This window comes from Kitasatospora sp. MAA4 (genome assembly GCF_029893355.1).
In the GTDB taxonomy this organism is placed as follows: Bacteria; Actinomycetota; Actinomycetes; order Streptomycetales; family Streptomycetaceae; genus Kitasatospora.
In genome coordinates, this window is record NZ_JARZAI010000011.1 from 20,563 (window position 1) to 43,665 (window position 23,103).

A 23,103-nucleotide genomic window follows, 5' to 3' on the forward strand; every position below is an offset into this window, starting at 1 on the left:
GGTCCCGATGGCATCTCCGCTCAGTTCCCTCACCGACTCCTTCACCAGCCTGATGTTCGGCAAGGTGGAGACCTCCAGGCTGCCGGTCCGTACCTCGACCGGTCAGGCCCAGGCGGTCTACCTGCCCACCGCCGCACCGGGGTTGGGTGACTCCGGGGTGATCATCGGCCGCGAGGTCTACAGCGGCAAGGGGTACGTCTACGACCCCTTCCAGCTGTACGGGCAGCAACTGCCGGCCCCGCACTGGCTGGTGCTCGGCGAGTCCGGCAACGGCAAGTCCGCGCTGGAGAAGACCTATGTGCTGCGGCAGTTGAGGTTCCGCGACCGCCAGGTGGTGGTGCTGGACGCGCAGGGCGAGGACGGCGTCGGCGAGTGGAACCTGATCGCCAACGCGCTGGGCATAAGGTCCATCCGACTGGACCCGATGGCAGCCCGGGACGGCGGGGTCAAGCTCAACCCGCTCGACCCGGCGATCACCACCACCGGCCAGCTCTCGCTGCTGCGCACCATCATCGAGGTCGCCATGGGACGCGGCCTGGAGGAGCGCGCCGGCTTTGCCCTGAAGGCCGCGCACGCGCACGTCCGGGCCACCGTGACGGATCGTCAGCCGATCCTCGGCGACATCATCGACACGCTGCGCAAGCCCGACATGTCCTCGGTGGAGTCGCTCGGCGTGGCCACCGAGGACGTCCAGTCCTGGGGCCTGGATGTGGCGTTGGTGCTGGACCGGCTGGTCGACGGCGACCTGCGCGGCATGTTCGACGGTCCGACCAGCATCGGGATCGACCTGGACGCGCCGCTGATCGTCTTCGACCTCTCGCACATCGACCGCAACTCGATCGCGATGCCGATCCTGATGGCGATCGTCGGCGTCTGGCTGGAGCACACCTGGATCCGCCCCGACCGGAAGAAGCGCATCTTCCTGGTCGAGGAGGCCTGGCACATCATCAACAGCCCGTTCGTCGCCCAACTCTTCCAGCGGCTGCTGAAGTTCGGCCGACGGCTGGGCCTGTCCTTCGTCGCCGTGGTGCACCACCTCTCGGACGTGGTGGACGGCGCGGCGGCCAGGGAGGCCTCGGCGATCCTCAAGATGGCCTCCACCCGTACCATCTACATGCAGAAGGCCGACGAGGCCAGAGCCACCGGCCGGGTGCTGGGCCTGCCCCGCTGGGCGGTGGAGATCATCCCCACCCTCTCGCCCGGCATCGCGGTCTGGGACGTCAACGGCAACGTCCAGGTGGTCAAGCACATCATCACCGAGGCCGAGCGCCCGCTGGTCTACACCGACCGCGCGATGACCGAGGACGCGGTGGCCGAACGCATCCGCGCCGAACGCCAGTTGGAGGCCGAGCCGGGGGTCTGAGCCTGGCTCAGACCCCCGGCTCGGGCGGGGTCGGCCCGCCCGGGAGGTGGACGGTGGCCAGCGTGCCGGGGCCGCCGTCCGTGGCCGGTCCGAGCGAGACCTCGCCCTCCGACTCCTGGACGGTCTGCGCGACGATCGACAACCCCAGTCCGGAGCCCGGCAGTTGGCGGGAGGACGGCGAGCGCCAGAAGCGGTCGAAGACGAACTGCAGCTCGTCCGTCGGGATGCCGGGACCGTGGTCGCGGACGGTGAGCGTGCCCTCCCGCAGCAGCACCTCGACGGGGGCGGCCGGCGGGCTGTACTTCACGGCGTTGTCGAGCAGGTTCATCACGGCCCGCTCCAGCGCGGCCGCGTCGGCGCGCACGTACCAGGGGGCGAGCTCCACCCGGTACTCCAGTCCGGGGCCGCGCAGTTTGGCGCGCTCGACGGCCCGCGCGGCGATCTCGTGGAACGCCACGGTGGCAACGTTCTGCCCGGGCCTGGGGGAGTCGGGCCGGGAGAGCTGCAGCAGATCGCCGATCAGCAGGGTGAGTTCCTGCATCTGGGCCTTCATGCTGCCGAGCAGCTTGGTCTTGGTGGCCGACGGCAGCGGCCGTCCGGTGTCGTCGCTGCGGATCATCAGGTCGACGTTGGTGCGAAGCGAGGTGAGCGGTGTGCGCAGCTCGTGGCCGGCGTCGGCGATCAGACGGGTCTGCCGGTCCCGGGAGTTGGCCAGCGCGGTGCTCATCGAGTTGAACGAGCTGGAGAGCCGGGCGATCTCGTCGTTCCCGTGCACCGGGATGGTGGTGCCGACCTCCTCGGTGCGGGCGATGTGCTCGACCACCTCGGTGAGTTCGTGCACCGGCTTCAGTGCGGTGCGGGCCACGATCCGACCGGTGATGCCGGCGCCGAGCGCGCCGATCGCGACCACGCCGAGCAGCAGCAGGCCGAGTTGCTGGAGGGAGTCGTCGACACCGGAGAGCGGGGAGGCGGTGATCAGGACGTAGTCCTGGACCGGCTCGCCGCCCGACTGGAAGTGCGTCAGGCGCAGCATCGCGGGTTCGCCGTTGAGGTAGCTGCCGACCCGGAAGATCGCCTGGTCCTTCTCGAGGCTGAGCGCGTCGAGGTAGGAGGGCGACTCCTTGATGCCCAGCGAGGTCGCGCCGATCGGCAGGCAGACCTTGCTGCCGTCACTGCTGATCAGCTCGGTCTCCCAGCGGTTGGTCCGCTCGGCGGGGTTGGGCAGCGCGGGGTACTTGGCGGGGATCTCCGCGTTCGCGGCCTTGAGCTCCGCCAGGGCCGCCTGCGGGGTGGCTCCGCAGGCGATGTTCGGGGTGATCCGCAGCAGCGGTGGGTTCGGCGGAGCGCTGGAGAGCTGCGCCTTCTGCAGGTTGTAGAGGTTGGTCCGGACGATGAACCAGGAGGCCAGCGAGCACAGCAGGATCGCGACCGCGACCGCGAGCGAGGACAGGATCGCCAACCGGCTGCGCAGCGAGCGGCCGTGGTACCAGCGGGACAGGCGGCCCCGGTGGTGTGGAGCGGAGCTGCTCATCTCCTCAGGCCGCCGCGCCCGACGGTGCGCGCAGGGCGTAGCCGACACCGCGGACCGTCTGGATCAGCCGGGGCATGCCGCCCTGCTCGGTCTTGCGGCGCAGGTACATCACGTAGACGTCCAGCGAGTTGGAGGAGGGCTCGAAGTCGAAGCCCCAGACGGCCTTGAGGATCTGCTCCCGGGTCAGCACCTGGCGCGGGTGCGCCAGGAACATCTCCAGCAGCATGAACTCGGTGCGGGTGAGCTCCACCGGCTTGCCGTCGCGGGTGACCTCGCGGGTGGCGGTGTTCATCCGCAGGTCGGCGAAGGCCAGCACCTCGGAGTCGTCCTCGGTGACGGTGGCCCGGGCGGCGGCCTCGGTGGCGAGGGCGTTGCGCCGCAGCAGGGCGCGCACCCGGGCGAGCAGCTCGTCGAGCTCGAAGGGCTTGGCGAGGTAGTCGTCGGCGCCGACGTCCAGGCCGGTGACCCGGTCCCCGACGGCGTCGCGGGCGGTGAGCATCAGCACCGGCGCGGTGTCGCCGCGCGAGCGCATCCGGCGGACGGCGGTGAGGCCGTCCATCCTCGGCATCATGATGTCGAGCAGCACCAGGTCGGGCCGGTCGCGCTCGACGGCGTCGAGCGCCTCGTAGCCGTCGGTGGCCGTGGTGACCTCGTAGCCCTCGAAGGCGAGGCTGCTCTCCAGGGCGTCCCGCAGCGCGGGCTCGTCGTCGACCACGAGCAGTCGGGCCGGGGAGCCCGGCTGCTCGGCAGGGGTGCGGTCGTCGGCGCGGGGAGTCATCTGCGGTGTGGCCCTCTCTGGGTCCGGAAGGGGTCTTGCCATTGTGCGGGGTGGACGGGCTTTGCGGGCGTACTCAGAGGGTCTCGAACTCAGAGGGTCTGGCCGGCCTGCATCTTCGGCAGCACCTGCTTGATGCTGTTGATCGGGATGGAGAATCCCAGGCCCACACTGCCGGCCTGGCTGCCGGTGGAGCTGGAGCTGGAACCGCTGCCGGAGTACATCGCGGAGTTGACGCCGATCACCTGGCCGCTGGCGTTGATCAGCGGGCCGCCGGAGTTGCCGGGGTTGAGCGCGGCATCGGTCTGGAAGGCCGAGTAGGTCGCGGTGGCGCCGGAGGAGCCGGTCGAGCCGCCGGAGCCGCGCCCGCCGTACCCGGGGAAGCTCGGGAAGCCGAAGCCGCCGTTGCTCTGCGTGCTGCCCTCGTCCACCTGCACCGTGACCTGGCGGTTCTTGGCGCTGATGATGCCCGAGGTGACGGTGCCGGTGAGGCCGTCCGGGTTGCCGATGGCGACCACCGAGTCGCCGACCGCCATCGCGTCGGAGTCGCCGAGGACGGCCGGGGCCAGGCCGCTGACCCCGCTCGCGGTGATCACTGCGACGTCCAGCGACTTGTCGGTGCCGGTGACGGTGGCGCTGGTCTTGTTGCCGTTCTGGAAGGTGACGGTGACCGTGCCGCCGTCGCTGACCGCGCCGGAGATGACGTGGTAGTTGGTGAGGATCTGGCCGCCCGGGGTGAGGATCACGCCGGTGCCGGTCGCGGTGCCGGTGGTGGTCTGCACGGTGATCTGGACGACGCTGGGGGAGACCGCGGCGGCGATCGCCGCGGCGTTGGCGGTGCCGTCGGTCTTGGCGGACACCGGGCTCACGATGGTGCTGGAGCTCGCGGTGGTGGTGCTGTGCTGCGAACCGGCCACCGCGCCGCCGGCCAGGCCGCCGAGGACGGCGGCGATCGCCGCCACGGCGGTGACCAGGACGAGCCGGCCGCGCAGGTACCCGTTGCGGGTCCGCTTGGCGTGGCCTGCGACCGGCTGCTCGACGGGTTCGCCGACCGGGACGCCGCCCCACGCCGGTGCGGCGTGTGCGGTGGTCTCGGAGTGTTCGGCGTACCCGGAGGCGTACCCGGAGTACGGCTCGTAGGGACCGGCCGCCGCGTAGGACGCGTTCGGCGCGGAGAAGTCTTCGTGGACGTGAGCGGGCGGTACCTCGGCCGGCTTCGGCGGGAGGGGCTGCCCCGACTCATCTGCGGAACTGCGGTGCTGGTCGCTCATGGATCCAACGTCCGCCCGCTGGGTGAAAGTCTCATGAGAGCCGGGTCAGAACGGACAGAGAAGCCCGTTGAGTTCTCATAAAGACCGGTTACCCTCCGGCGCTACCCGAGGGCCATGACCCGAGGCACTACCCGCGGGTGTCCTCGCCGCAGCCGCAGGAGCGCCGCACCACCAGGCGGGACGGGAACCGCCGGACCCGCTCGGTGTCCGAGCCCGGCACCATCAGCGAGTCGTCCAGCACCAGGTCCACCGCGGCCCGGGCCATCGCCTCGCGCTCGCTGGCGACCGTGGTCAGCGGCGGGTCGGCCAGCGCGGCCTCCGGCACGTCGTCGAAACCCGCCACCGCGAGGTCCTCGGGGACACGGATGCCGACCTCGCGGGCGGCGCGCAGCAGGCCGATCGCCTGGTCGTCGGTGGAGCAGAAGATGGCCGGCGGCCGGTTCGGCGAGCGCAGCAGCTTGACCGCGACCTCGTAGGCGCCGTAGCGGTGGAACGGGGCGTCGATCAGGTGCTGCTCGGTGGGCAGCCCGTGGGCGTCCATCGCGCGCTGCCAGCCCTCGACGTGGTCGATCACCGGGTCGCCCGGCGCGGGGGAGTCCACCGGACCGCCGAAGCAGACCACGTACGGGTGGCCGTGCACCTCCAGCAGGTGGCGGACGGCCAGCTCGGCGCCGCCGACGTCGTCGGTCACCACCGAGACGTCGTCGATGGCCTCGGGGCGGCGGTGCAGCAGCACCACCTTCGCGCCCTCCATCGCGGCGAACTCCTTGGCCGCGCGCTGCGGTGCGCCCTGGCTGACCAGGATCAGGCCGGAGACCCGCATGCCGAGGAAGGCCCGGATGTAGTGCAGCTCGCGGTCGTCGACGTAGTCCGAGTTGCCGATCAGGACCAGCTTGCCGCGGTCCGAGGCGGCCCGTTCGACCGCGTGCGCCATCTCGGCGAAGAACGGCTGCCGGGCGTCCGGCACGATCATGCCGATCAGGTTGGTCCGGCGGGAGGCCATCGCCTGCGCGACGCTGTTCGGCCGATAGCCGAGCTGCTCGATCGCGGCGAGCACCTTCTCCTTGGTCGCAGGCGCCACCGGGCGCGGACCGTCGTTGATGACGTAGCTGACGACCGCGGTCGAGGTCCCAGCCAGTCGGGCTACATCGTCGCGCGTCACCTTGGCCACGCAGGGAGTCTACGCGTGTTTGTCCAGTCCCAGGTGGGCCGGTCCCGTCTGTCGTCCCCGGCGGGGGACGGGACCGGCCGTGGGGTCAGGCCTCGTGCAGGCCGGCGACCGGTTGGTCGATGGCTCCGCGCTCGCCCTTTTCGCCCTGCGAGGGCACGACGAAGCGGTAGCCGACGTTCCGTACCGTCCCGATCAGCTGCTCGTGCTCGACGCCGAGTTTGGCCCGCAGCCGCCGCACGTGCACGTCGACCGTCCGGGTGCCGCCGAAGTAGTCGTAGCCCCAGACCTCCTGGAGCAGCTGGGCGCGGGTGAAGACCCGGCCCGGGTGCTGGGCGAGGTACTTGATCAGCTCGAACTCCTTGAAGGTGAGGTCGAGCACCCGCCCCTTGATCTTGGCGGAGTACGTCGCCTCGTCCACCGAGAGGTCGCCGTTGCGGATCTCCATCGGGCTGTCGTCGTTGGCCACCTGTTGCTGGCGGCCCATCGCCAGCCGCAGCCGGGCCTCGACCTCGGCCGGGCCCGCGGTGTCCAGCAGGACGTCGTCCACGCCCCACTCGGCGGTGACGGCGGCCAGGCCGCCCTCGGTGACCACCAGGATCATGGGTGAGCTGATCCCGGTGGAGCGCAGCAGCTGGCAGAGGCTGCGGATCTGCGGCAGGTCGCGCCGGCCGTCGACGAGTATCACGTCGGCGCTGGGGGTGTCGACGAGGGCCGAGCCCTCGGCCGGGGCCACCCGCACCTGGTGCAGCAGCAGTCCCAGGGCCGGCAGCACCTCCGCTGACGGTTGCAGTGCATTGGTGAGCAGGAGGAGAGAACTCATACCCGGGTCGTCCCCTTTCCGGGTCGTCGCGGTCGCATGACAGCGGAGCTTGGCTACCACTCGCTAGGACGTCAGGTTCGGCGTCCTGAAAGCACAAAAGGACCCGGGGGCGACTCTGCCCGGATCCCTTACGCCATGAGAATAGCCCAACACTCCTGGTCGGCGAAGGGGACGAGGGACGTGATCCCGGTCGCGTTCGGCCCCGTGCGCCCCGGCGCCGACCCCGCTGGCCTGCGAAGTTCCCGCCTCGCGGGGCGTGCGGGCCATCATGGGTCACGGCACCGACCGGCACAGTCCGGGTACACCTTTCGAGAAGGGGCCGCCATGACCGCGACCACCGAACCCTCCCCCAGCCTCCGGCCGGGAGGTACCCCCTCCCTGGTGACCGGCACGATCCGTTACTGGGCCGCTGCCAAGTCCGAGGCCGGCATCGCCGAGGAGCCCTACCGGGCGGCCACCCTCGCAGAGGCCCTGCAGCACGCCCGCGAGCTGCACGCGGACCGGCCGCGCTTCGTCCAGGTGCTGGGCATCTGTTCTTTCCTGGTGGACAGCGAGCCCGTGGGCGGGCGCGACCGCGCCGCGGTGCGGCTCACCGAAGGCGGCACCATCGAGGTGCTGCCCCCGTTCGCAGGCGGCTGACCCGTACGGAACCATGACCCCGGACAGATCGTCGTACCGACTGGTACGAGAACCACGGACGGGGAGAGTTTTCGATGCGGACCTTGATCAAGGTGCTGATCGGTGTCGTGGTCCTGGTCGGCCTGCTGGTCGGGGCCGACCGGATCGCCCTTTCGACGGCGGAGAGCAAGGCCGCGGACCAACTGGCCAACCGGCAGGGCATCAGCGGCCGTCCCTCGGTGACGATCGACGGGTTCCCGTTCCTCACCCAGGCGGTGGACAAGAAGTTCGACAGCGTGCGGCTGTCGGCGAGCAGCGTGCAGCTCTCGGGCGGCGGCCAGACGGTCCAACTGGACTCCTTCGCCGCCCACCTGAAGGGTGTTCGGGTGAGCGGCGACTACAAGTCGGCCACCGTGGACACGGGCACCGGCTCCGGTCGGCTGCCGTACGCCAACGTCGAGAGCCTGCTCGGCCTGGACTCCCGCACCACCCTCGGCTATGGCGGTCCCGGCCTGCTCAGGGTCACCGCCCAGGTGCTGGGCCAGAAGATCAGCACGACGGTCAAGCTGCGTACCGACGGCAACCGGGTGCTGGTGGACAGCGTGGGCGACATCCCGGGGGTGGGGCAGATGCCGGGCGTCAGCTCGATGGTCTCCGCGGCGATCGGGTCCAAGAGCTTCACCCTGCAGAACATGCCGGTCGGACTCACCCTGAGCCAGGTCACCCCGCAGCCGGACGGCCTCGCGCTGGCCTTCCAGGGCACCTCCCTGCAGCTGGTCGGCTGACCTCCGGAGCACCCCGGCACCTCGTACCCCGTCCCGCCCCGTGAGACCCGCCGTCCGGCAGGTCCGCGGGGCGGGGCTGTTTCCGGCCGCCCGCCAGGACGCCGAGGGGTGAAATCCCACTCCTCGAACATATTCGTCTCAGCATTCGACACCCTGATGACAGGGAGGCTCTCCGGTCCCTAGCATCATCGGCATGAAGCGACAGGCGGACCTCACAAAGCGGCGGGCGGTAGACCTCTGCCGCGTGGCTGCCTGCCTGTGTCGAAAGCGCTGATCGGCGGCCCGGTCCGGCAGTATTTGATCCGCCGCCACGCCCTTTCTCAGGCCTGATCAGGCGATTTCCCGCCCTCGGCCACCCCTGGGACTCCCGCTCGACGGCACCCGTTCCCGCCCCGTCCCAGTATCCGGACAGTTATTCGGACAACCTGGACGGATGATCGGATCGGGCCGCGCCGGGCACCCACCTTCCGCACACCGCCCCCGGATGGAGACACATCTCATGAGCCGCAGTGACGTCCTGGTCGACGCCGACTGGGTCCAGGCGCACCTGGACGACCCGAAGGTCGTCGTCGTCGAGGTCGACGAGGACACCGCCGCCTACGACAAGAACCACATCCGCAACGCCGTCCGGATCGACTGGAAGAAGGACCTCCAGGACCCGGTGCGCCGCGACTTCGTCGACCAGGCCGGCTTCGAGGCGCTGCTGAGCGCCAAGGGCATCGCCAACGACGACACCGTGGTGCTCTACGGCGGCAACAACAACTGGTTCGCCTCGTACGCCTTCTGGTACTTCAAGCTGTACGGCCACGGTGACGTGCGCCTGCTCGACGGCGGCCGCAAGAAGTGGGAGCTGGACTCCCGCGACCTGGTCGACGGCGCCGAGGTCCCGGCCCGCGCCGCCACCACGTACAAGGCGCAGGCCCAGAACACCTCGCTGCGCGCCTTCCGCGACGACGTGCTCGCCGCGATCGGCAGCAAGAACCTGGTCGACGTCCGCTCGCCCGACGAGTTCTCCGGCCGCCTGCTCGCCCCGGCCCACCTTCCGCAGGAGCAGTCGCAGCGTCCGGGCCACGTCCCGAGCGCCCGCAACATCCCGTGGTCGAAGAACGCCAACGACGACGGCACCTTCAAGTCGAACGAGGAGCTCACCGCCCTCTACCAGGCCGAGGGCGTGGACCTGGCGAAGGACACCATCGCCTACTGCCGCATCGGCGAGCGCTCCGCGCTCACCTGGTTCGTGCTGCACCAGCTGCTCGGCCAGGAGAACGTCAAGAACTACGACGGTTCGTGGACCGAGTACGGCAGCCTGGTGGGCGTGCCGATCGAGCTCGGCAGCAACTGAGCACCGCGCAGTACCCGTAAGAAGGAGACCGACATGTGTGGTGCGAAGGCCGGCGGCCCGGACCTGGCAGGAGTAGACGTGGCGAACGAGACGATCATTCAGGGCTCGGTCACCCGAGACGGTGAGCCGGTCAACGGCTACGTCCGGTTGCTCGACGCGGGCGGCGAGTTCACCGCGGAGGTGCCCACCTCGTCCACCGGGCAGTTCCGCTTCTTCGCGGCCCCGGGCAAGTGGACCGTGCGTGCGCTGGTTCCCGGCGCGACCGTGGACCGCGTGGTGGTCGCCTCCCAGGGCGCCCAGACCGAGGTCCCGATCGCGGTCTGAGTTGAACTGAACACTGACTGAGAGCCCCTGCCACGGCGGGGGCTCTCAGCCGTACCGTGGTGGTGTGCAGCACAACCGCAGGCAGCGCTACTACTTCGTGATGATGGCCGGATGCATCGGGCTCTTCGTCCTGGCCTGGGGCGTGGTGCGCTTCTTCTCGGTCCCGGCGGCGATCGGCATGTGCCTGGTCGCGATGGTCATCCCGCCACTGGCGGCGATCTTCGCCAACAAGCGCGACCCGGAGGACGACTGGTGGAACGACCCGCGCTGGGACGATCCGCGCTGGGACGAGCCGGGCCACGACCGCGACAAGCCGGATCGGTAGCGGGAGTCAGTAGACGAGCGCCTGGACGCCGTCGGCCATGATCTCACTCAGGAAGACCTGGGCGCCCGCGATGCGGACACCGTCCAGGGTGTCCGCCTGCTCGATCCCGCGCCGCACTGCGCACTGGGTGCAGAGCGTGACCGTGCCGGCCGCCAGCACCGAGTCCAGCAGGTCGGGCAGCGGCGCGGCGTGCGGCAGCTCGAACTCGGCCGCCCGGCCCGGCAGCGCGAACCAGGACGACTCCCCGGTCAGCCAGAGCGAGACCTCGACCCCGCTGGCGACCGCGACGGCCGCCACCGTGAACGCCTGCGAGCACCGCTCGGGCGCGTCGGCTCCTGCGGTGACCTTGATGACCAGCTTCTTCGACACGCTGCCGAGCATAGAGGGTGGGCCTCACCGCGAGTCGCCGACCGCCGCCGGATAGACTCGCGCCGTCGTATCCGTCCGCTATCGCCATACCGGGAGCGCACCGTGAGTGGTCTCGAACTCTTCTACGACGGCCTGCTGGCCCTGATGGCCGTCCTGATCACCTGGTTCGCCATCTTCTCCGTGATGAAGCTCTACCAGGGCCAGCGCTGACCTCTCCCGTACGGTTGATCCCGTACGGCTGAGCTCCGGCACGCCACCCCCGCCCCCGACTGCGACCAGGATCATGATCGAGATTCCTTCTGACCTCCACCCGGACGTCGTTTCGCTTGCCTTCCTTCTCGGCACCTGGGAGGGCGCGGGGGTCTACGCCCCACTGCCGGTCGAAGGGGGCCCTGGCACCGAGAAGTGCAACTTCGGCCAGGAGGTCGTGTTCCGGCACGACGGCCGCCCGTTCCTGGAGTTCCGCTCGCGGACCTGGGTGCTGGACGACGAGGGCGAGAAGATCCGCCCGCTGGAGAACGAGCACGCCTTCTGGCGGATCACCAGCAACCACCGGGGCACCAGCGGCGAGCGCGGCGTGGAGATCTCCTCGGTGCGCGACGACGGCACCGTGGAGATCTGGTACGGCGAACTCGCCGACGGCAAGCCGCAGATCAACGTGGCCACCGACGCGGTCGCCCGGATCGAGGGCTCGGCCCCGTACAGCGGCGGCAAGCGGCTCTTCGGCTTCGTCAACGAGGAGCTGCTCTGGGTCGGCGAGAAGGCCGCCCCCGAGGTCCCGCTGCGGCCGTACATGTCCGCGCAGCTCAAGAAGGTGCTCAGCCCGGCCCAGCTGATCAAGGACATCAACGACCTGCCGGACGACGGCATCGCCTTCTTCCGCTGACGTCCTTCCACTGAGGCCGGTCGCCCGCCGCTGATCCCTACACTGGACCCCCGGGACCTCAATCCGAGCAGGGGCAGCATCGTGGCGAACAACTGGACGAGCGCGTCGACCGACTGGAAGACCGACCTGCGCCAGCGCGGCTACCGGCTCACCCCGCAGCGCCAGCTGGTGCTGGAGGCGGTCGACGTGCTCGACCACGCCACCCCGGACGAGATCCTCGGGCAGGTCCGGCTGACCGCCAGCGGGGTCAACATCTCCACGGTCTACCGGACCCTGGAGCTGCTGGAGGAGCTGGGGCTGGTCTCGCACGCCCACCTCGGCCACGGTGCCCCGACCTACCACCTGGCGGGTCGGCACACCCACCTGCACCTGGTCTGCCGGGACTGCGACCGGGTCACCGAGACCGACACCGCGATCGCCGCCCCGCTGATCGACAGCCTGCGCTCCCAGCACGGCTTCGACACCGACCTCAAGCACTTCGCGATCTTCGGCCGCTGCGCCGACTGCACCGCCAAGCTCCCGCCGGAGTAGGCCCAAGGCGTGGAGTCGTAAGCTGACTGCCATGAAGAGCCCGCTGCTGAACCTGCCCGGTGCCGTCCCCGCCGAGGGGGCCGACGAGGGCGTCGCGGCCCACTACGGCGACCTCTTCCGCGAGCAGCGGGAGCTGGCGGCGGGCCGGGCGTTCGTCGACCTGTCGCACCGCGCGGTGGTCACCGTCACCGGCCCCGACCGCCTCAGCTGGCTGCACCTGCTGCTGACCCAGCACGTCAGCGAGCTGCCGCCGCAGCAGGCCACCGAGGCGCTGATCCTCTCGCCGAACGGGCACGTCGAGCACGCCCTCTACCTGGTCGACGACGGCACCACCACCTGGGCGCACGTCGAGCCGGGGACGCAGCAGGCGCTGATCGAGTACCTGGAGCGGATGAAGTTCATGTACCGGGTGGAGATCGCCGACGCCACCGCGGAGTTCGCGGTGGTGCACATGGCGGCCGGCTCCACGGCGTCCGCCGAGGGCGCCGCCGCCGTGCGCGAACTCACCTACGGGCGCGACCTGTTCCTGCCCCGTGCCGAACTCGCCTCCGCCACCCGCGGGTTCGGCTCGCCGGCCGGGATCTGGGCGTACGAGGCGCTGCGGATCGAGGGCCACCGCCCGCGGCTCGGCTTCGAGACCGACCACCGCACCATCCCGCACGAGGTGGACTGGCTGGCCTCCGCCGTCCACCTGCAGAAGGGCTGCTACCGCGGCCAGGAGACGGTGGCCCGGGTGCACAACCTGGGCAAGCCGCCGCGCCGGCTGGTCTTCCTGCACCTGGACGGCACCGAGGAGGTGCTGCCCCCGCACGGCACCGAGGTGCGGCTCGCCACGGACGGGCAGGAGGCCCGTGCGCTGGGCTTCGTGACCTCCTCGGCCCGGCACTTCGAGCTCGGCCCGATCGCGCTGGCCCTGGTCAAGCGCAACGTCCCGGTGGACGCGGTGCTGCGCGCCGGCAGCGTCCCGGCCAGCCAGGACGTCGTCGTCCCCCAGTAGCGGGCCCGCAGTAGCTCAGACCTCGACCAGCACGGTGAACGGCCCGTCGTTCACCAGCGACACCTTCATGTCCGCCCCGAACCGGCCGGTCTCCACCGTGGCACCGAGCGCGCGCAGCTGCGCCACCACCTCGTCGACCAGCGGTTCCGCGACCGGTCCCGGGGCAGCGGCGTTCCAGGTGGGGCGGCGCCCCTTGCGGGCGTCGCCGTAGAGCGTGAACTGACTGATCACCAGCAGCGGCGCGCCCAGGTCGGAACAGGACTGCTCGACGTCGGCGCCGTCGAAGATCCGCAGCGTCCAGAGTTTGCGGGCCAGTTGGGCCGCCTGCTGGGGCGTGTCCTGATGGGTGACCCCGACCAGGACGCAGAGCCCCGGCCCGTCGATCGCGCCGACCTGCTCGCCGGCCACCGTCACGGCGGCCTCACTCACCCGCTGCACCACTGCTCGCATGCGGGCCATTCTCCCCGGGGCGCGCGCGTGCTCGGTACGCGCCGGTGGTGCGCGACGTACGCCCCGGGGCGGACGGGGTGGTGGCGGCGACTGCCTGGTCATATCAGCCATACCCGTTCGCCACGGGGCCGTTCGGGTGCATCGATGCCCCGTCGCAGCCCATGGGGTGGCACGATTCGGGACGGCAGCGGGCTCCGAGGCGGGTGAGAGTGCGGCCAGGTGTTCGGGCGCTCGTACGTCCGTACCGGGTGCGCTCGCTCATGTGGGTGGCGCCGGGTCGACCGGGGAACCCCGCAGGGGCCGCCGGGCGTGCCTCAGGGGAGTGCGGCCGTAAGGGCGGGACCAGGACAACGGCAGGTGGTTGGTCGATGGACACGAACAGAGTGCCGAGCGAGCCCGCGGTGGCCCGGACGGAGCTGGAGACGCTGGGCCTCGACGCGCTGCGCACCCTGCGCCGGGACGCCCGGGAGCAGGAGGCCGATCTCTCCTACCTGCGCCGCCTGCTCCAGGGGCGGGTGGACATCCTGCGGGCCGAGCTCGACCGCCGCACCCTGGACCGCAGGCAGCGCCCGATCCACCCGGACACCCTGCTGCACCGGTTGCCGCAGATCCTGGCCGACGCACCGTCGCCGGTCCGCAGCTCGGCCCGGCACGTCACGCTGGGCCCGCCGCGCGGCGAGCAGTACCGCGAGGAGGCGGACGCCCTGATGGGGGACGTCCAGCTGGCTGACCTGGCCGCGCACGCCTCGGCGGAGCTGCTGGCGGCGCTGGATCGGCTCACCGCGCACGAGCGCGAGGTCTCCGGGCGCCGCCAGCTGCTGCAGCGGACGGCGGACGGCTGCAGCGCCGAGATCACCCGGCGGTACCGTGAGGGTGAAGCGCGGGTCGACGACCTGCTCGCCGGGGGCTCGCCGGCCGACTGAGACCCGGTCGCCAGGGATGCCTCCGGACAACCCTCGTCCGCTCCGGAAGGCTCCCACCCCATGCCCGACTCTGCCGATGTCCTGCCCGTCCTCGCCGAGGTGGTGCGTTCCGGCTTCACCGAGGGTCACCACCGCGGTTCCCTGGTGGTGCTCGCCGCCGACGGCTCGGTGGACCTCACCCTCGGCGCGCCCGCGCGCCCGATCTTCCCCCGGTCCTGCAACAAGCCCTTCCAGGCGGTGGCCACGCTGAAGGCCGGCCTGCCGATCGAGGGCGAGCTGCTGGCACTGGCGGCCGCCAGCCACTCCGGAGAATCGTTTCACCTGGACGGCGTGCGGACCATCCTGGCGGGCGCCGGCTTGACTCCCGAGGACCTCCAGACCCCGCCCGACCTTCCGCTCGACCCGACCGAGGCAGAGCACCTCCTCGCGGCCGGCGGGACCAGGGCGCCGCTGCTGATGAACTGCTCGGGCAAGCACGCCGCCTGGCTGGCCGCCAGCAAGGCCAACGGCTGGGAGACCGCGAGCTACCTGGACCCCGGGCACCCGATCCAGCAGCTGGCGAAGGAGGCGCTGGAGGAGGCCTCGGGCGAGTCGATAGCCGCCCTGGGTACGGACGGCTGCGGCGCGCCGCTGCACGCCGTCTCCCTGGTCGGCCTGGCCCGCGCCTACCGCTCGCTGCTGCTCGCCGAGCCCGGCACCCCGCAGCGCCGGGTGGCCGACGCGATGCGCGCGCACCCGCAGTACGTGGCCGGCACCCGCCGCCCCGACACCTGGCTGATGCAGGCGGTCCCCGGAGCGCTCTCCAAGATGGGCGCGGAGGGCGTCCAGGCGGTGGCCCTGCCGGACGGGCGGGCGCTCGCCTTCAAGATCGACGACGGCGCCGGCCGGGTGCTCGGCCCGGTGCTGGCCGCGGTGCTGCGCCGACTCGGGCTGGACGACGCGGTGCTGGAGCGGATCGGTGCGGCCCCGCTGCACGGCGGCGCCGCCGTGGTCGGCGAGATCCGCGCCGTGCTCTGACCCCTGCGGACGCACCGGAGGCCGGGGTCGGTGGAGACACTCCACCGACCCCGGCCTCCGGGAGGAGCAGCCGTCAGGGAACCCTGAAAGATCCGCCGTACAGGCCCTAACGCCCTCAGTGGGCGTCGCCGGACTCCTGCAGACGCTTGATCGAGGCGACGATCTCGGCCTCGGCCTCGATGCGGCCGACCCACTCCGCGCCCTCGACCGACTTGCCGGGCTCCAGGTCCTTGTAGACCTCGAAGAAGTGCTGGATCTCCAGGCGGTCGAACTCCGACACGTGGTGGATGTCCCGCAGGTGCTCCCAGCGCGGGTCGGTGGCCGGGACGCAGAGCAGCTTGTCGTCGCCGCCGGCCTCGTCCGTCATCTTGAACATGCCGATGGCACGGCACTTGATCAGGCAGCCGGGGAAGGTCGGCTCGTCCAGGATGACCAGGGCGTCCAGCGGGTCGCCGTCCTCGCCGAGCGTGCCCTCGACGAAGCCGTAGTCGGCCGGGTAGCGGGTCGAGGTGAAGAGCATCCGGTCCAGACGAAGGCGGCCGGACTCATGGTCCACCTCGTACTTGTTGCGGGAGCCCTTCGGGATCTCGATGGTGACGTCGAACTCCAACGGTTCCTCCAAGGTAGGGACTGACAGAATCCAAGTGTCTCCTACGGGAGGGAGTGCTGTGGAAAGGGGCTGGGCAGTGGCAGGGGCAGGGACACGTAGAGGTGCGCGGGCGGCGGTGTCGACCGCCGTGATCGCGACCGCGCTGGTCGTGGGCGGTACGGGGGCGTCGGCGAGCGGACTTACGGCGCAGACGACGGTGCAGACGACGGCGGCGCCGGCGCTCGCGCCGCCGGTCCTGGTGCCGGCGGTGACCGCGGCCGGCAGCGACCTGCCGACCACCGCGGGCCTCCAGCGCGCGCTGGCCCAGCTGACGCAGGACAAGGCGCTCGGCACGCTGAACTTCGCGGTGACCGACGGCGGCACGGGCAAGCTGCTGCTCGGCTCGGGCGAGGGCACCCCCGCCACCCCGGCCTCCACCACCAAGCTGGCCACCTCGGTCGCGGCGCTCAGCCTGCTGCCGGGCGACACCCGGATAGCCACCCGGGTGGTGGCCGGCGCCACGCCCGCTGACATCACCCTGGTGGGCGGCGGCGACCCCACGCTCAGCGGGCTGCCGCTCGCTCAGATCCGGATCGCCGGTGCCCCGGTGGACGCCGAGTCCGCCCCGGCCTCGCTGACCGAGCTGGCCCAGCAGACCGCCGCCGCCCTCAAGGCGTCCGGTGTCACCGCCGTGAACCTCGGCTACGACGGCTCGCTCTTCACCGGCCCCGCCGCGCACAAGTACAACGACGGTACGAACATCGGTCCGATGTCGGCGCTGATGGTGGACGAGGGGCGCAACGACCCCACCCAGGACATCGAGGCCCCGGTCCGGGTCGCCGACCCGGCGGCCCAGGCGGCCGGGCGGTTCGCCGACCTGCTCGGCGCTCAGGGCGTCAAGGTGAACGGCAAGCCGGCCGAGGCGACGGCGGCGCCGGGCGCGGCGCAGCTGGCCCAGGTGCAGTCGCCCACCCTCTCCCGGCTGGTCGAGCGGCTGCTCACCAACTCGGACAACACGCTGGCCGAGGCGGTGGCCCGGCAGGTGGCGATCGCCGCGCACCAGCCGGTCAGCTACGACGGCGCGGCCGCGGCCGTCACCCAGCAGCTCACCAAGCTCGGCATCCCGATGGCCGGCGTGCAGCTGAACGACGGCAGCGGCCTGAACGTGAAGAACGTCATCCCGCCGCTGGTGCTCTCCGACCTGCTCGCCCTGGCCGCCTCCCCCGAGCATCCGCAACTGCGACCGGTCCTGACGGGCCTTCCGATCGGCTCCTTCAGCGGGACGCTGCTCAGCCGCTTCACCGCCGCCCAGGGGTCGGCCGGCGGGGCCGGCATCGTGCGGGCCAAGACCGGCAGCCTGAGCGGTGTCAACACGCTGGCGGGCACCGTGGTGGACGCCGACGGCCGCCTGCTGGTGTTCGCCCTGATGACCAAGACCCCGGCCAACGCCGACACCGCCCGCGCGGCGATGGACCGGATCGTCACCGCCCTGGCGGCGTGCGGCTGCAAGTAGTCGCCAAGGGGTGGGGGCGGCGGCGCGGAGCACGTACGGTGATGGCATGACGAGCGCGAGTGGCGGTGCCGACATGGTCGACTGGAATCTCGCGGTCGCGACGGCGACCCGGTTGGTCCGACCGGGTCCGCAGGTGTCCCGCGACGAGGCCCGCAAGGTGGTGGCGGAGCTGCGCGAGCACGCCCGCACCGCCGAGGGCGCGGTGCGCGAGTTCACCCGGATGCGCTCGACCAGCCTGGGCGCCGACGGCGCCGCGCCGGTCCTGGTGGTGGACCGGCCGGGCTGGGTGCGCGCCAACGTCGCCGGCTTCCGGACGGTGATCAGGCCGCTGGAGCAGAAGCTCTCGGCCCGCCGCGCTGCGACCCCCGGCGGCGCGGTGCTCAGCGCGGTGGGCGAGAAGATCACCGGGGTCGAGGTCGGCGCGGTGCTGGCGCTGCTCTCCGGCAAGGTGCTGGGCCAGTACGAGACCTTCGCCGCCGCCGAGCCCGCCGAACGGGCCGTCCCGCACACCCCCGACAGCCCGGCCGGGCTGTTCGACCAGCCCAGGCTCGGCCCGGACCAGCCGGGTCCGGGCCGGCTGCTCCTGGTGGCGCCGAACATCGTCCAGGTCGAGCGGGAGCTGGCCGTCGATCCGCACGACTTCCGGCTCTGGGTCTGCCTGCACGAGGAGACCCACCGCACCCAGTTCACCGCCGTCCCCTGGCTGCGCGACCACGTCCAGGCCGAGGTGCAGTCCTTCCTCGCCGAGACCGACGTGGAGCCGACCGCCCTGCTGGAGCGGCTGCGCGAGGTGCTGTCCCCCGCCGGGGACCGGCCGCAGCGCGACACCCTGCTGGAGGTGGTCCAGACGCCCGCGCAGCGCGAGATCCTCAACCGGCTGACCGCCGTCATGTCGCTGCTGGAGGGCCACGCGGACGTGGTGATGGACGGGGTCGGGCCGAGCGTGGTGCCGAGCGTCGGCGAGATCCGCGAGAAGTTCCAGCGCCGCCGGGACAAGGGCGCCGGGCGCCTCGACCTGCTGCTGCGCCGGCTGCTGGGGATGGACGCCAAGCTGCGCCAGTACCAGGACGGCGCGGTCTTCGTGCGGGGCGTGGTGGACCGGATCGGGATGGACGGCTTCAACCGGGTCTGGACGTCCCCGAACACCCTCCCGACCAAGGACGAGATCCACAACCCGGCCGCCTGGGTGGCGCGGGTCGGACGCCAGTCCTAGCCGTCACCCTCGGACGGGTGAGCGGGTGAGGTGAAGATACGTTTCTTCATTCACCCGTCCGTGGGACGGTGGTCGTACCGGTGGCGCGGGTGGCCCGACCGCACCCCCACTTCTGCGACGATCTGTGAGCACTCGGTAACGGGCTGCTATCAGTGCCTCTGGTCGCGTGCCCGCCCCCAGCAGAGGAGTTGCTCACCGTGGGTCCACATCCCGCCGTCGCGGCGATACGCCTGGCCGTCCGCCGCGCCCTCGCCGACCTCGTGGCCGAGGCCGGCACCGCTCTCACCACCCCGGCCTCCCCCATCCGGGCCATCGCCGCCGCCACTGCGACGGCCACCGCGGCCTCGCCCGCCACCGTCCTGATCGGCAACGCCCGGCGCCACCCGTCCGGCCTGCCGCGCACCCCCGCCGCCCCCGGCTCCCCGCTCGTCCTGGTCGCCGTCAGCGGCGGCGCCGACTCCATGGCGCTCGCCACCGCCACCGCCTTCGAGGCGCCCAAGCTCGGCCTGCGGGTCGGCGCCGTCACCGTCGACCACGGCCTGCAGGACGGCTCGGCCGCCCGCGCCCTCCAGGTCGTCGAGCGCCTGCGCGCGCTCGGCCTGGACCCGGTGGAGGCCGTCCCGGTCCGGGTCGGCCGCCAGGGCGGGCCCGAGAACGCCGCTCGCGACGCCCGCTACGCCGCACTGGACGAGGCCGCCGAGCGCCACCAGGCGCTGGCCGTCTTCCTCGGCCACACCCGCGACGACCAGGCGGAGACCGTGCTGCTGGGCCTGGCCCGCGGCTCCGGCGCCCGCTCGCTGGCCGGGATGCCCGCGCAGAAGGGCCGCTACCGCCGCCCGCTGCTGGACCTCGACCGCTCCGCCACCCGGCAGGCCTGCACCGCGCAGTCCATCCCGGTCTGGGACGACCCGCACAACATGGACCCCGCCTACACCCGCGCCCGGGTGCGCCACGAGGTGCTGCCGGTACTGGAGAAGCACCTGGGCAACGGCGTGGTCCAGGCGCTGGCCCGCACCGCCCGGCTGTTCCGCGACGACGCCGACGCCCTGGACCAGTGGGCCGATCTGGTGGAGAAGGACCTGTCCCGGCGTGATCTGCACGACGGTACGGGCACCGTGGACGCGGTCAGGCTCGCCGAGCTGCCCTCCGCCGTCCGGCGCCGGGTGCTGCGCCGAACGGCGCTGCAGGCGGGCTGCCCGGCCGGTGATCTCTTCTCCCGGCACCTGGAAACGGTGGATCTGCTGGTCACCGCCTGGCGCGGCCAGGGGCCGTTGCACCTACCCGGGGGCGTCGAGGTCACCCGAAGGTGTGGCAACCTGGTGTTTCGGCGGCAGGGCGACTGACGCCGAAACAACAGGACCACGAACACTTGAGGACGTACTCCCGGTGGACGACAAGGACATGGGCGCCGACCTGGCGAAGGTGCTCATCAGCAAGGACGAGATCGACGCCAAGCTCCTGGAGCTGGCCGAGCGCATCGACCGGGACTACGCCGGGAAGGACCTGCTGATCGTCGGCGTCCTCAAGGGCGCCGTGATGGTCATGGCGGACCTCGCCCGGGCCCTGCACTCGCGGGTGACGATGGACTGGATGGCCGTCTCCTCGTACGGCATGGGCACCAAGTCCTCCGGCGTGGTGCGGATCATGAAGGACCTGGACACCGACATCGCGGGCCGCGACGTGCTGATCGTCGAGGACATCATCGACTCCGGCCTGACGCTCTCCTGGCTGCTCGGCAACCTGGGTTCGCGCGGTCCGGCCTCGCTGGAGGTGTGCACCCTGCTGCGCAAGCCGGACGCGGCGAAGGTCGAGATCGACGTCAAGTACGTCGGCTTCGACATCCCCAACGAATTCGTCGTCGGGTACGGCCTGGACTACGCGGAGAAGCTCCGCAACCTGCCGTTCATCGGTACGCTCGCCCCACACGTCTACGGCGGCTGACCGCAGAAGCCGTAGAACGGGGAACAGTCCGCCGGCCCCACCCGTTGGAGTCGGCGGATGACAACTCCACAGACAACAGCACGTCACGCTTCCACAGAGCGGGGCACCACTGCTGTACGGTCAAATTACCCGCTCTTCGTACGACTCCCAGCCGGATGGGAGCGGGGTGCACATGCACATACCGGATGCGCCGACGGCCGAGAGCCGTGCAGCGCCGTTGAGTGGCAGGAGGGACGGGGCGGCAACGCCCCGCATGGATGGACGTCAAGCGATACTTCCGCGCGCCGATCGCATGGATCCTCCTGGCCGTCGTCGCCGTCATTGTGCTGATGCAGGTCGTTTCTGACTCGAACGGCTACAAGACGGTGGACACCGGCCAGGTCGTTGCAGCAATCGACGCGGGCCAGGTCAAGCAAGCCCAGATCACCACCGGTGATTCCAACACCGTCAAGATCGAACTGCTCCCGGGGGCCAGCCTCACCAACGCCGGCTCGGGTGGCAAGAGCCCGTCCGGCAGCAAGTTCCAGGCCTCCTACATCGGGGACCAGGGCAAGGACATCGCAGCCACGCTGCAGGCCCAGGTCAACAAGGGGTCCCTGCCGCAGGGCTACACGATCAGCCCGGAGAAGCAGTCGACCTTCGTCAGCCTGCTCCTCTCGATGCTGCCCATCGTGATCATCGTGCTGGTCTTCCTCTTCCTGATGAACCAGATGCAGGGTGGCGGCTCGCGGGTCATGCAGTTCGGCAAGTCCAAGGCCAAGCTGCTCACCAAGGACACCCCCAAGACCACCTTCGCGGACGTCGCGGGTGCGGACGAGGCGGTGGAGGAGCTCCACGAGATCAAGGAGTTCCTGCAGGAGCCGGCCAAGTTCCAGGCCGTCGGTGCCAAGATCCCCAAGGGTGTGCTGCTCTACGGCCCGCCCGGTACCGGTAAGACGCTGCTGGCCCGCGCCGTCGCCGGCGAGGCCGGCGTGCCGTTCTACTCGATCTCCGGCTCCGACTTCGTGGAGATGTTCGTCGGTGTCGGCGCCAGCCGGGTCCGCGACCTCTTCGAGCAGGCCAAGGCGAACGCCCCGGCGATCGTCTTCGTCGACGAGATCGACGCCGTCGGCCGGCACCGCGGTGCGGGTCTGGGCGGCGGCCACGACGAGCGCGAGCAGACCCTCAACCAGCTGCTGGTCGAGATGGACGGCTTCGACGTCAAGGGCGGCGTGATCCTGATCGCCGCCACCAACCGTCCGGACATCCTGGACCCGGCGCTGCTGCGCCCGGGCCGCTTCGACCGTCAGATCGCGGTCGAGCGCCCCGACCTGCAGGGCCGCCTGGACATCCTGAAGGTGCACCAGAAGGGCAAGCCCGTCGCGCCGGACGTCGACCTCAAGGCCGTCGCCAAGCGCACCCCGGGCTTCACCGGTGCGGACCTGGCCAACGTCCTCAACGAGGCCGCGCTGCTGACCGCCCGCTCGGACAAGAAGCTGGTCGACAACTTCACCCTCGACGAGGCGATCGACCGCGTGGTGGCGGGCCCGCAGAAGCGGACCCGGATCATGTCCGAGAAGGAGAAGAAGATCACCGCGTACCACGAGGGCGGACACGCCCTGGTCGCGGCGGCTTCTCCGAACAGCGACCCGGTCCACAAGATCACCATCCTGTCCCGCGGTCGTGCGCTCGGCTACACCATGGTGCTGCCGGAAGAGGACAAGTACTCGACCACCCGTAACGAGATGCTCGACCAGCTGGCGTACATGCTGGGCGGGCGTGCGGCGGAGGAGCTGGTCTTCCACGACCCGACCACCGGCGCCTCGAACGACATCGAGAAGGCCACCGCCACGGCCCGGGCCATGGTCACCCAGTACGGGATGACCGAGCGTCTCGGCGCGATCAAGTTCGGCACGGACAGTTCCGAGCCGTTCCTGGGCCGCGACATGGGCCACCAGCGCGACTACTCGGAAGAGGTCGCCGGGCTGGTCGACGAAGAGGTCAAGAAGCTCATCGAGAACGCCCACAACGAGGCCTGGGAGATCCTGGTCGAGAACCGGGACGTGCTCGACAACCTGGTTCTGGAGCTCCTCGAGAAGGAGACCCTGAACAAGGAGCAGATCGCCGAGATCTTCAAGTCGATCGTCAAGCGTCCGGCCCGGCCGGCCTGGACGGGGTCCTCCCGTCGCACGCCGTCCACCCGGCCGCCGGTGCAGTCCCCCAAGGAGCTGGCGCTCACCAACGGTGCCGCCGCCTCCCTGGACGTCACCGCGGTGGACATCGTGAAGCTCCCGCCGGTCATCGGTGACAGCAGCTCGGAGAGCTGATCCAGCCGTCCGGAATGGATGCCGCGCCCCCGGGGTTTGTACC

Annotated in this window: 24 protein-coding genes; 16 read left to right on the top strand and 8 right to left on the bottom strand. The window is 71.1% G+C overall.

All coding sequences use genetic code 11. The annotated features are described in order from the left end of the window. Positions 1–7 precede the first annotated feature (7 nt). Positions 8–1,363: an ATP-binding protein gene (locus P3T37_RS16145; protein ID WP_280724348.1), complete on the top strand. Its 1,356-nt coding sequence runs from the start codon at positions 8–10 to the stop codon at positions 1,361–1,363. A 7-nt stretch (positions 1,364–1,370) separates the two neighbouring features. Here the strand turns inward: P3T37_RS16145 and P3T37_RS16150 are convergent, their stop codons facing one another. From P3T37_RS16150 to P3T37_RS16170, 5 genes are all read right to left on the bottom strand, one after another. Further along, the gene (locus P3T37_RS16150) at positions 1,371–2,894 is read right to left on the bottom strand and encodes a HAMP domain-containing sensor histidine kinase (protein WP_280724349.1); all 1,524 of its coding nucleotides are present in this window, start codon (positions 2,892–2,894) and stop codon (positions 1,371–1,373) included. 4 nt (positions 2,895–2,898) lie between these two features. Then, positions 2,899–3,672, bottom strand: coding sequence for a response regulator transcription factor (locus P3T37_RS16155; RefSeq protein WP_280724350.1), 774 nt, complete (start codon positions 3,670–3,672; stop codon positions 2,899–2,901). Positions 3,673–3,761: 89 nt separating this feature from the next. Then, positions 3,762–4,940 carry a trypsin-like peptidase domain-containing protein gene (locus tag P3T37_RS16160; protein WP_280724351.1) on the bottom strand — a complete coding sequence of 393 codons (1,179 nt, stop codon included), beginning with the start codon at positions 4,938–4,940 and terminating at the stop codon, positions 3,762–3,764. Positions 4,941–5,067: 127 nt separating this feature from the next. Continuing rightward, entirely contained in the window at positions 5,068–6,111 is a 1,044-nt protein-coding gene (locus tag P3T37_RS16165) for a LacI family DNA-binding transcriptional regulator (RefSeq protein ID WP_280724352.1), read from the bottom strand. 85 nt (positions 6,112–6,196) lie between these two features. Continuing rightward, entirely contained in the window at positions 6,197–6,931 is a 735-nt protein-coding gene (locus P3T37_RS16170) for a response regulator transcription factor (protein WP_280724353.1), read from the bottom strand. 324 nt (positions 6,932–7,255) lie between these two features. On the opposite strand from P3T37_RS16170, the gene P3T37_RS16175 reads away from it, so the two are divergent. The 5 genes from P3T37_RS16175 to P3T37_RS16195 all read left to right on the top strand — a co-directional run bounded on the left by P3T37_RS16175 (position 7,256) and on the right by P3T37_RS16195 (position 10,325). After that, positions 7,256–7,570 (top strand): MoaD/ThiS family protein, encoded by a 315-nt coding sequence (locus P3T37_RS16175; protein ID WP_280724354.1) that lies wholly within the window; start codon positions 7,256–7,258, stop codon positions 7,568–7,570. Between the two features lie 74 nt (positions 7,571–7,644). After that, positions 7,645–8,334, top strand: a complete 690-nt coding sequence (locus P3T37_RS16180) for a DUF2993 domain-containing protein (protein ID WP_280724355.1) — start codon at positions 7,645–7,647, stop codon at positions 8,332–8,334. A gap of 499 nt (positions 8,335–8,833) precedes the next feature. After that, complete coding sequence (locus P3T37_RS16185) at positions 8,834–9,676, top strand: sulfurtransferase (RefSeq protein ID WP_280724356.1); 843 nt, start codon at positions 8,834–8,836, stop codon at positions 9,674–9,676. A gap of 33 nt (positions 9,677–9,709) precedes the next feature. Beyond that, positions 9,710–10,000 (top strand): DUF1416 domain-containing protein, encoded by a 291-nt coding sequence (locus P3T37_RS16190; RefSeq protein WP_035798846.1) that lies wholly within the window; start codon positions 9,710–9,712, stop codon positions 9,998–10,000. Between the two features lie 64 nt (positions 10,001–10,064). Further along, positions 10,065–10,325: a DUF3099 domain-containing protein gene (locus tag P3T37_RS16195; RefSeq protein ID WP_280724357.1), complete on the top strand. Its 261-nt coding sequence runs from the start codon at positions 10,065–10,067 to the stop codon at positions 10,323–10,325. Between the two features lie 6 nt (positions 10,326–10,331). On the opposite strand, the gene P3T37_RS16200 is transcribed toward P3T37_RS16195, so the two are convergent. After that, positions 10,332–10,694 carry a DsrE family protein gene (locus P3T37_RS16200; protein WP_280724358.1) on the bottom strand — a complete coding sequence of 121 codons (363 nt, stop codon included), beginning with the start codon at positions 10,692–10,694 and terminating at the stop codon, positions 10,332–10,334. A gap of 283 nt (positions 10,695–10,977) precedes the next feature. Between P3T37_RS16200 and P3T37_RS16205 the strand changes: the two genes are divergently transcribed. The 3 genes from P3T37_RS16205 (at position 10,978) to P3T37_RS16215 (ending at position 13,108) form a co-directional block, all read left to right on the top strand. Then, a complete protein-coding gene (locus P3T37_RS16205; protein WP_280724359.1) occupies positions 10,978–11,580 on the top strand; it encodes an FABP family protein in 603 nt (200 codons plus the stop codon). A gap of 81 nt (positions 11,581–11,661) precedes the next feature. After that, positions 11,662–12,111 (top strand): transcriptional repressor, encoded by a 450-nt coding sequence (locus P3T37_RS16210; protein ID WP_280724360.1) that lies wholly within the window; start codon positions 11,662–11,664, stop codon positions 12,109–12,111. Between the two features lie 31 nt (positions 12,112–12,142). After that, entirely contained in the window at positions 12,143–13,108 is a 966-nt protein-coding gene (locus P3T37_RS16215) for a glycine cleavage T C-terminal barrel domain-containing protein (RefSeq protein WP_280724361.1), read from the top strand. 15 nt (positions 13,109–13,123) lie between these two features. Here P3T37_RS16215 and dtd read toward each other — a convergent pair whose 3' ends face one another. After that, positions 13,124–13,558: a D-aminoacyl-tRNA deacylase gene (gene dtd / locus P3T37_RS16220; RefSeq protein ID WP_280724362.1), complete on the bottom strand. Its 435-nt coding sequence runs from the start codon at positions 13,556–13,558 to the stop codon at positions 13,124–13,126. Between the two features lie 368 nt (positions 13,559–13,926). On the opposite strand from dtd, the gene P3T37_RS16225 reads away from it, so the two are divergent. Next, positions 13,927–14,481 (top strand): ABC transporter substrate-binding protein, encoded by a 555-nt coding sequence (locus tag P3T37_RS16225; RefSeq protein WP_280724363.1) that lies wholly within the window; start codon positions 13,927–13,929, stop codon positions 14,479–14,481. A gap of 60 nt (positions 14,482–14,541) precedes the next feature. Next, complete coding sequence (locus P3T37_RS16230; RefSeq protein WP_280724364.1) at positions 14,542–15,498, top strand: asparaginase; 957 nt, start codon at positions 14,542–14,544, stop codon at positions 15,496–15,498. A 115-nt stretch (positions 15,499–15,613) separates the two neighbouring features. Here P3T37_RS16230 and P3T37_RS16235 read toward each other — a convergent pair whose 3' ends face one another. Continuing rightward, positions 15,614–16,108: an inorganic diphosphatase gene (locus tag P3T37_RS16235; protein ID WP_280724365.1), complete on the bottom strand. Its 495-nt coding sequence runs from the start codon at positions 16,106–16,108 to the stop codon at positions 15,614–15,616. Between the two features lie 115 nt (positions 16,109–16,223). On the opposite strand from P3T37_RS16235, the gene dacB reads away from it, so the two are divergent. From dacB to ftsH, 5 genes are all read left to right on the top strand, one after another. Continuing rightward, a complete protein-coding gene (gene dacB / locus P3T37_RS16240; RefSeq protein ID WP_280724366.1) occupies positions 16,224–17,600 on the top strand; it encodes a D-alanyl-D-alanine carboxypeptidase/D-alanyl-D-alanine-endopeptidase in 1,377 nt (458 codons plus the stop codon). Positions 17,601–17,646: 46 nt separating this feature from the next. Then, the gene (locus P3T37_RS16245) at positions 17,647–18,813 is read left to right on the top strand and encodes a zinc-dependent metalloprotease (RefSeq protein WP_280724367.1); all 1,167 of its coding nucleotides are present in this window, start codon (positions 17,647–17,649) and stop codon (positions 18,811–18,813) included. Between the two features lie 197 nt (positions 18,814–19,010). Further along, positions 19,011–20,156: a tRNA lysidine(34) synthetase TilS gene (gene tilS / locus P3T37_RS16250; RefSeq protein ID WP_280724368.1), complete on the top strand. Its 1,146-nt coding sequence runs from the start codon at positions 19,011–19,013 to the stop codon at positions 20,154–20,156. A 43-nt stretch (positions 20,157–20,199) separates the two neighbouring features. Beyond that, positions 20,200–20,754, top strand: coding sequence for a hypoxanthine phosphoribosyltransferase (gene hpt, locus P3T37_RS16255; protein WP_280724369.1), 555 nt, complete (start codon positions 20,200–20,202; stop codon positions 20,752–20,754). Positions 20,755–21,011: 257 nt separating this feature from the next. Continuing rightward, complete coding sequence (ftsH, locus tag P3T37_RS16260) at positions 21,012–23,060, top strand: ATP-dependent zinc metalloprotease FtsH (RefSeq protein WP_280724370.1); 2,049 nt, start codon at positions 21,012–21,014, stop codon at positions 23,058–23,060. The last annotated feature ends 43 nt before the right edge of the window (positions 23,061–23,103 follow it).

Coding starts and splice junctions, on each gene's coding strand:
- dtd (WP_280724362.1), bottom strand. CDS start 13,558: ATGCGAGCAGTGGTGCAGCGGGTGAGTGAGGCCGCCGTGACGGTGGCC.
- P3T37_RS16180 (WP_280724355.1), top strand. CDS start 7,645: ATGCGGACCTTGATCAAGGTGCTGATCGGTGTCGTGGTCCTGGTCGGC.
- P3T37_RS16145 (WP_280724348.1), top strand. CDS start 8: ATGGCATCTCCGCTCAGTTCCCTCACCGACTCCTTCACCAGCCTGATG.
- P3T37_RS16205 (WP_280724359.1), top strand. CDS start 10,978: ATGATCGAGATTCCTTCTGACCTCCACCCGGACGTCGTTTCGCTTGCC.
- P3T37_RS16160 (WP_280724351.1), bottom strand. CDS start 4,940: ATGAGCGACCAGCACCGCAGTTCCGCAGATGAGTCGGGGCAGCCCCTC.
- P3T37_RS16185 (WP_280724356.1), top strand. CDS start 8,834: ATGAGCCGCAGTGACGTCCTGGTCGACGCCGACTGGGTCCAGGCGCAC.
- P3T37_RS16225 (WP_280724363.1), top strand. CDS start 13,927: ATGGACACGAACAGAGTGCCGAGCGAGCCCGCGGTGGCCCGGACGGAG.
- P3T37_RS16150 (WP_280724349.1), bottom strand. CDS start 2,894: ATGAGCAGCTCCGCTCCACACCACCGGGGCCGCCTGTCCCGCTGGTAC.
- P3T37_RS16190 (WP_035798846.1), top strand. CDS start 9,710: ATGTGTGGTGCGAAGGCCGGCGGCCCGGACCTGGCAGGAGTAGACGTG.
- P3T37_RS16155 (WP_280724350.1), bottom strand. CDS start 3,672: ATGACTCCCCGCGCCGACGACCGCACCCCTGCCGAGCAGCCGGGCTCC.
- P3T37_RS16230 (WP_280724364.1), top strand. CDS start 14,542: ATGCCCGACTCTGCCGATGTCCTGCCCGTCCTCGCCGAGGTGGTGCGT.
- P3T37_RS16175 (WP_280724354.1), top strand. CDS start 7,256: ATGACCGCGACCACCGAACCCTCCCCCAGCCTCCGGCCGGGAGGTACC.
- P3T37_RS16170 (WP_280724353.1), bottom strand. CDS start 6,931: ATGAGTTCTCTCCTCCTGCTCACCAATGCACTGCAACCGTCAGCGGAG.
- P3T37_RS16215 (WP_280724361.1), top strand. CDS start 12,143: ATGAAGAGCCCGCTGCTGAACCTGCCCGGTGCCGTCCCCGCCGAGGGG.
- P3T37_RS16245 (WP_280724367.1), top strand. CDS start 17,647: ATGACGAGCGCGAGTGGCGGTGCCGACATGGTCGACTGGAATCTCGCG.
- ftsH (WP_280724370.1), top strand. CDS start 21,012: ATGGACGTCAAGCGATACTTCCGCGCGCCGATCGCATGGATCCTCCTG.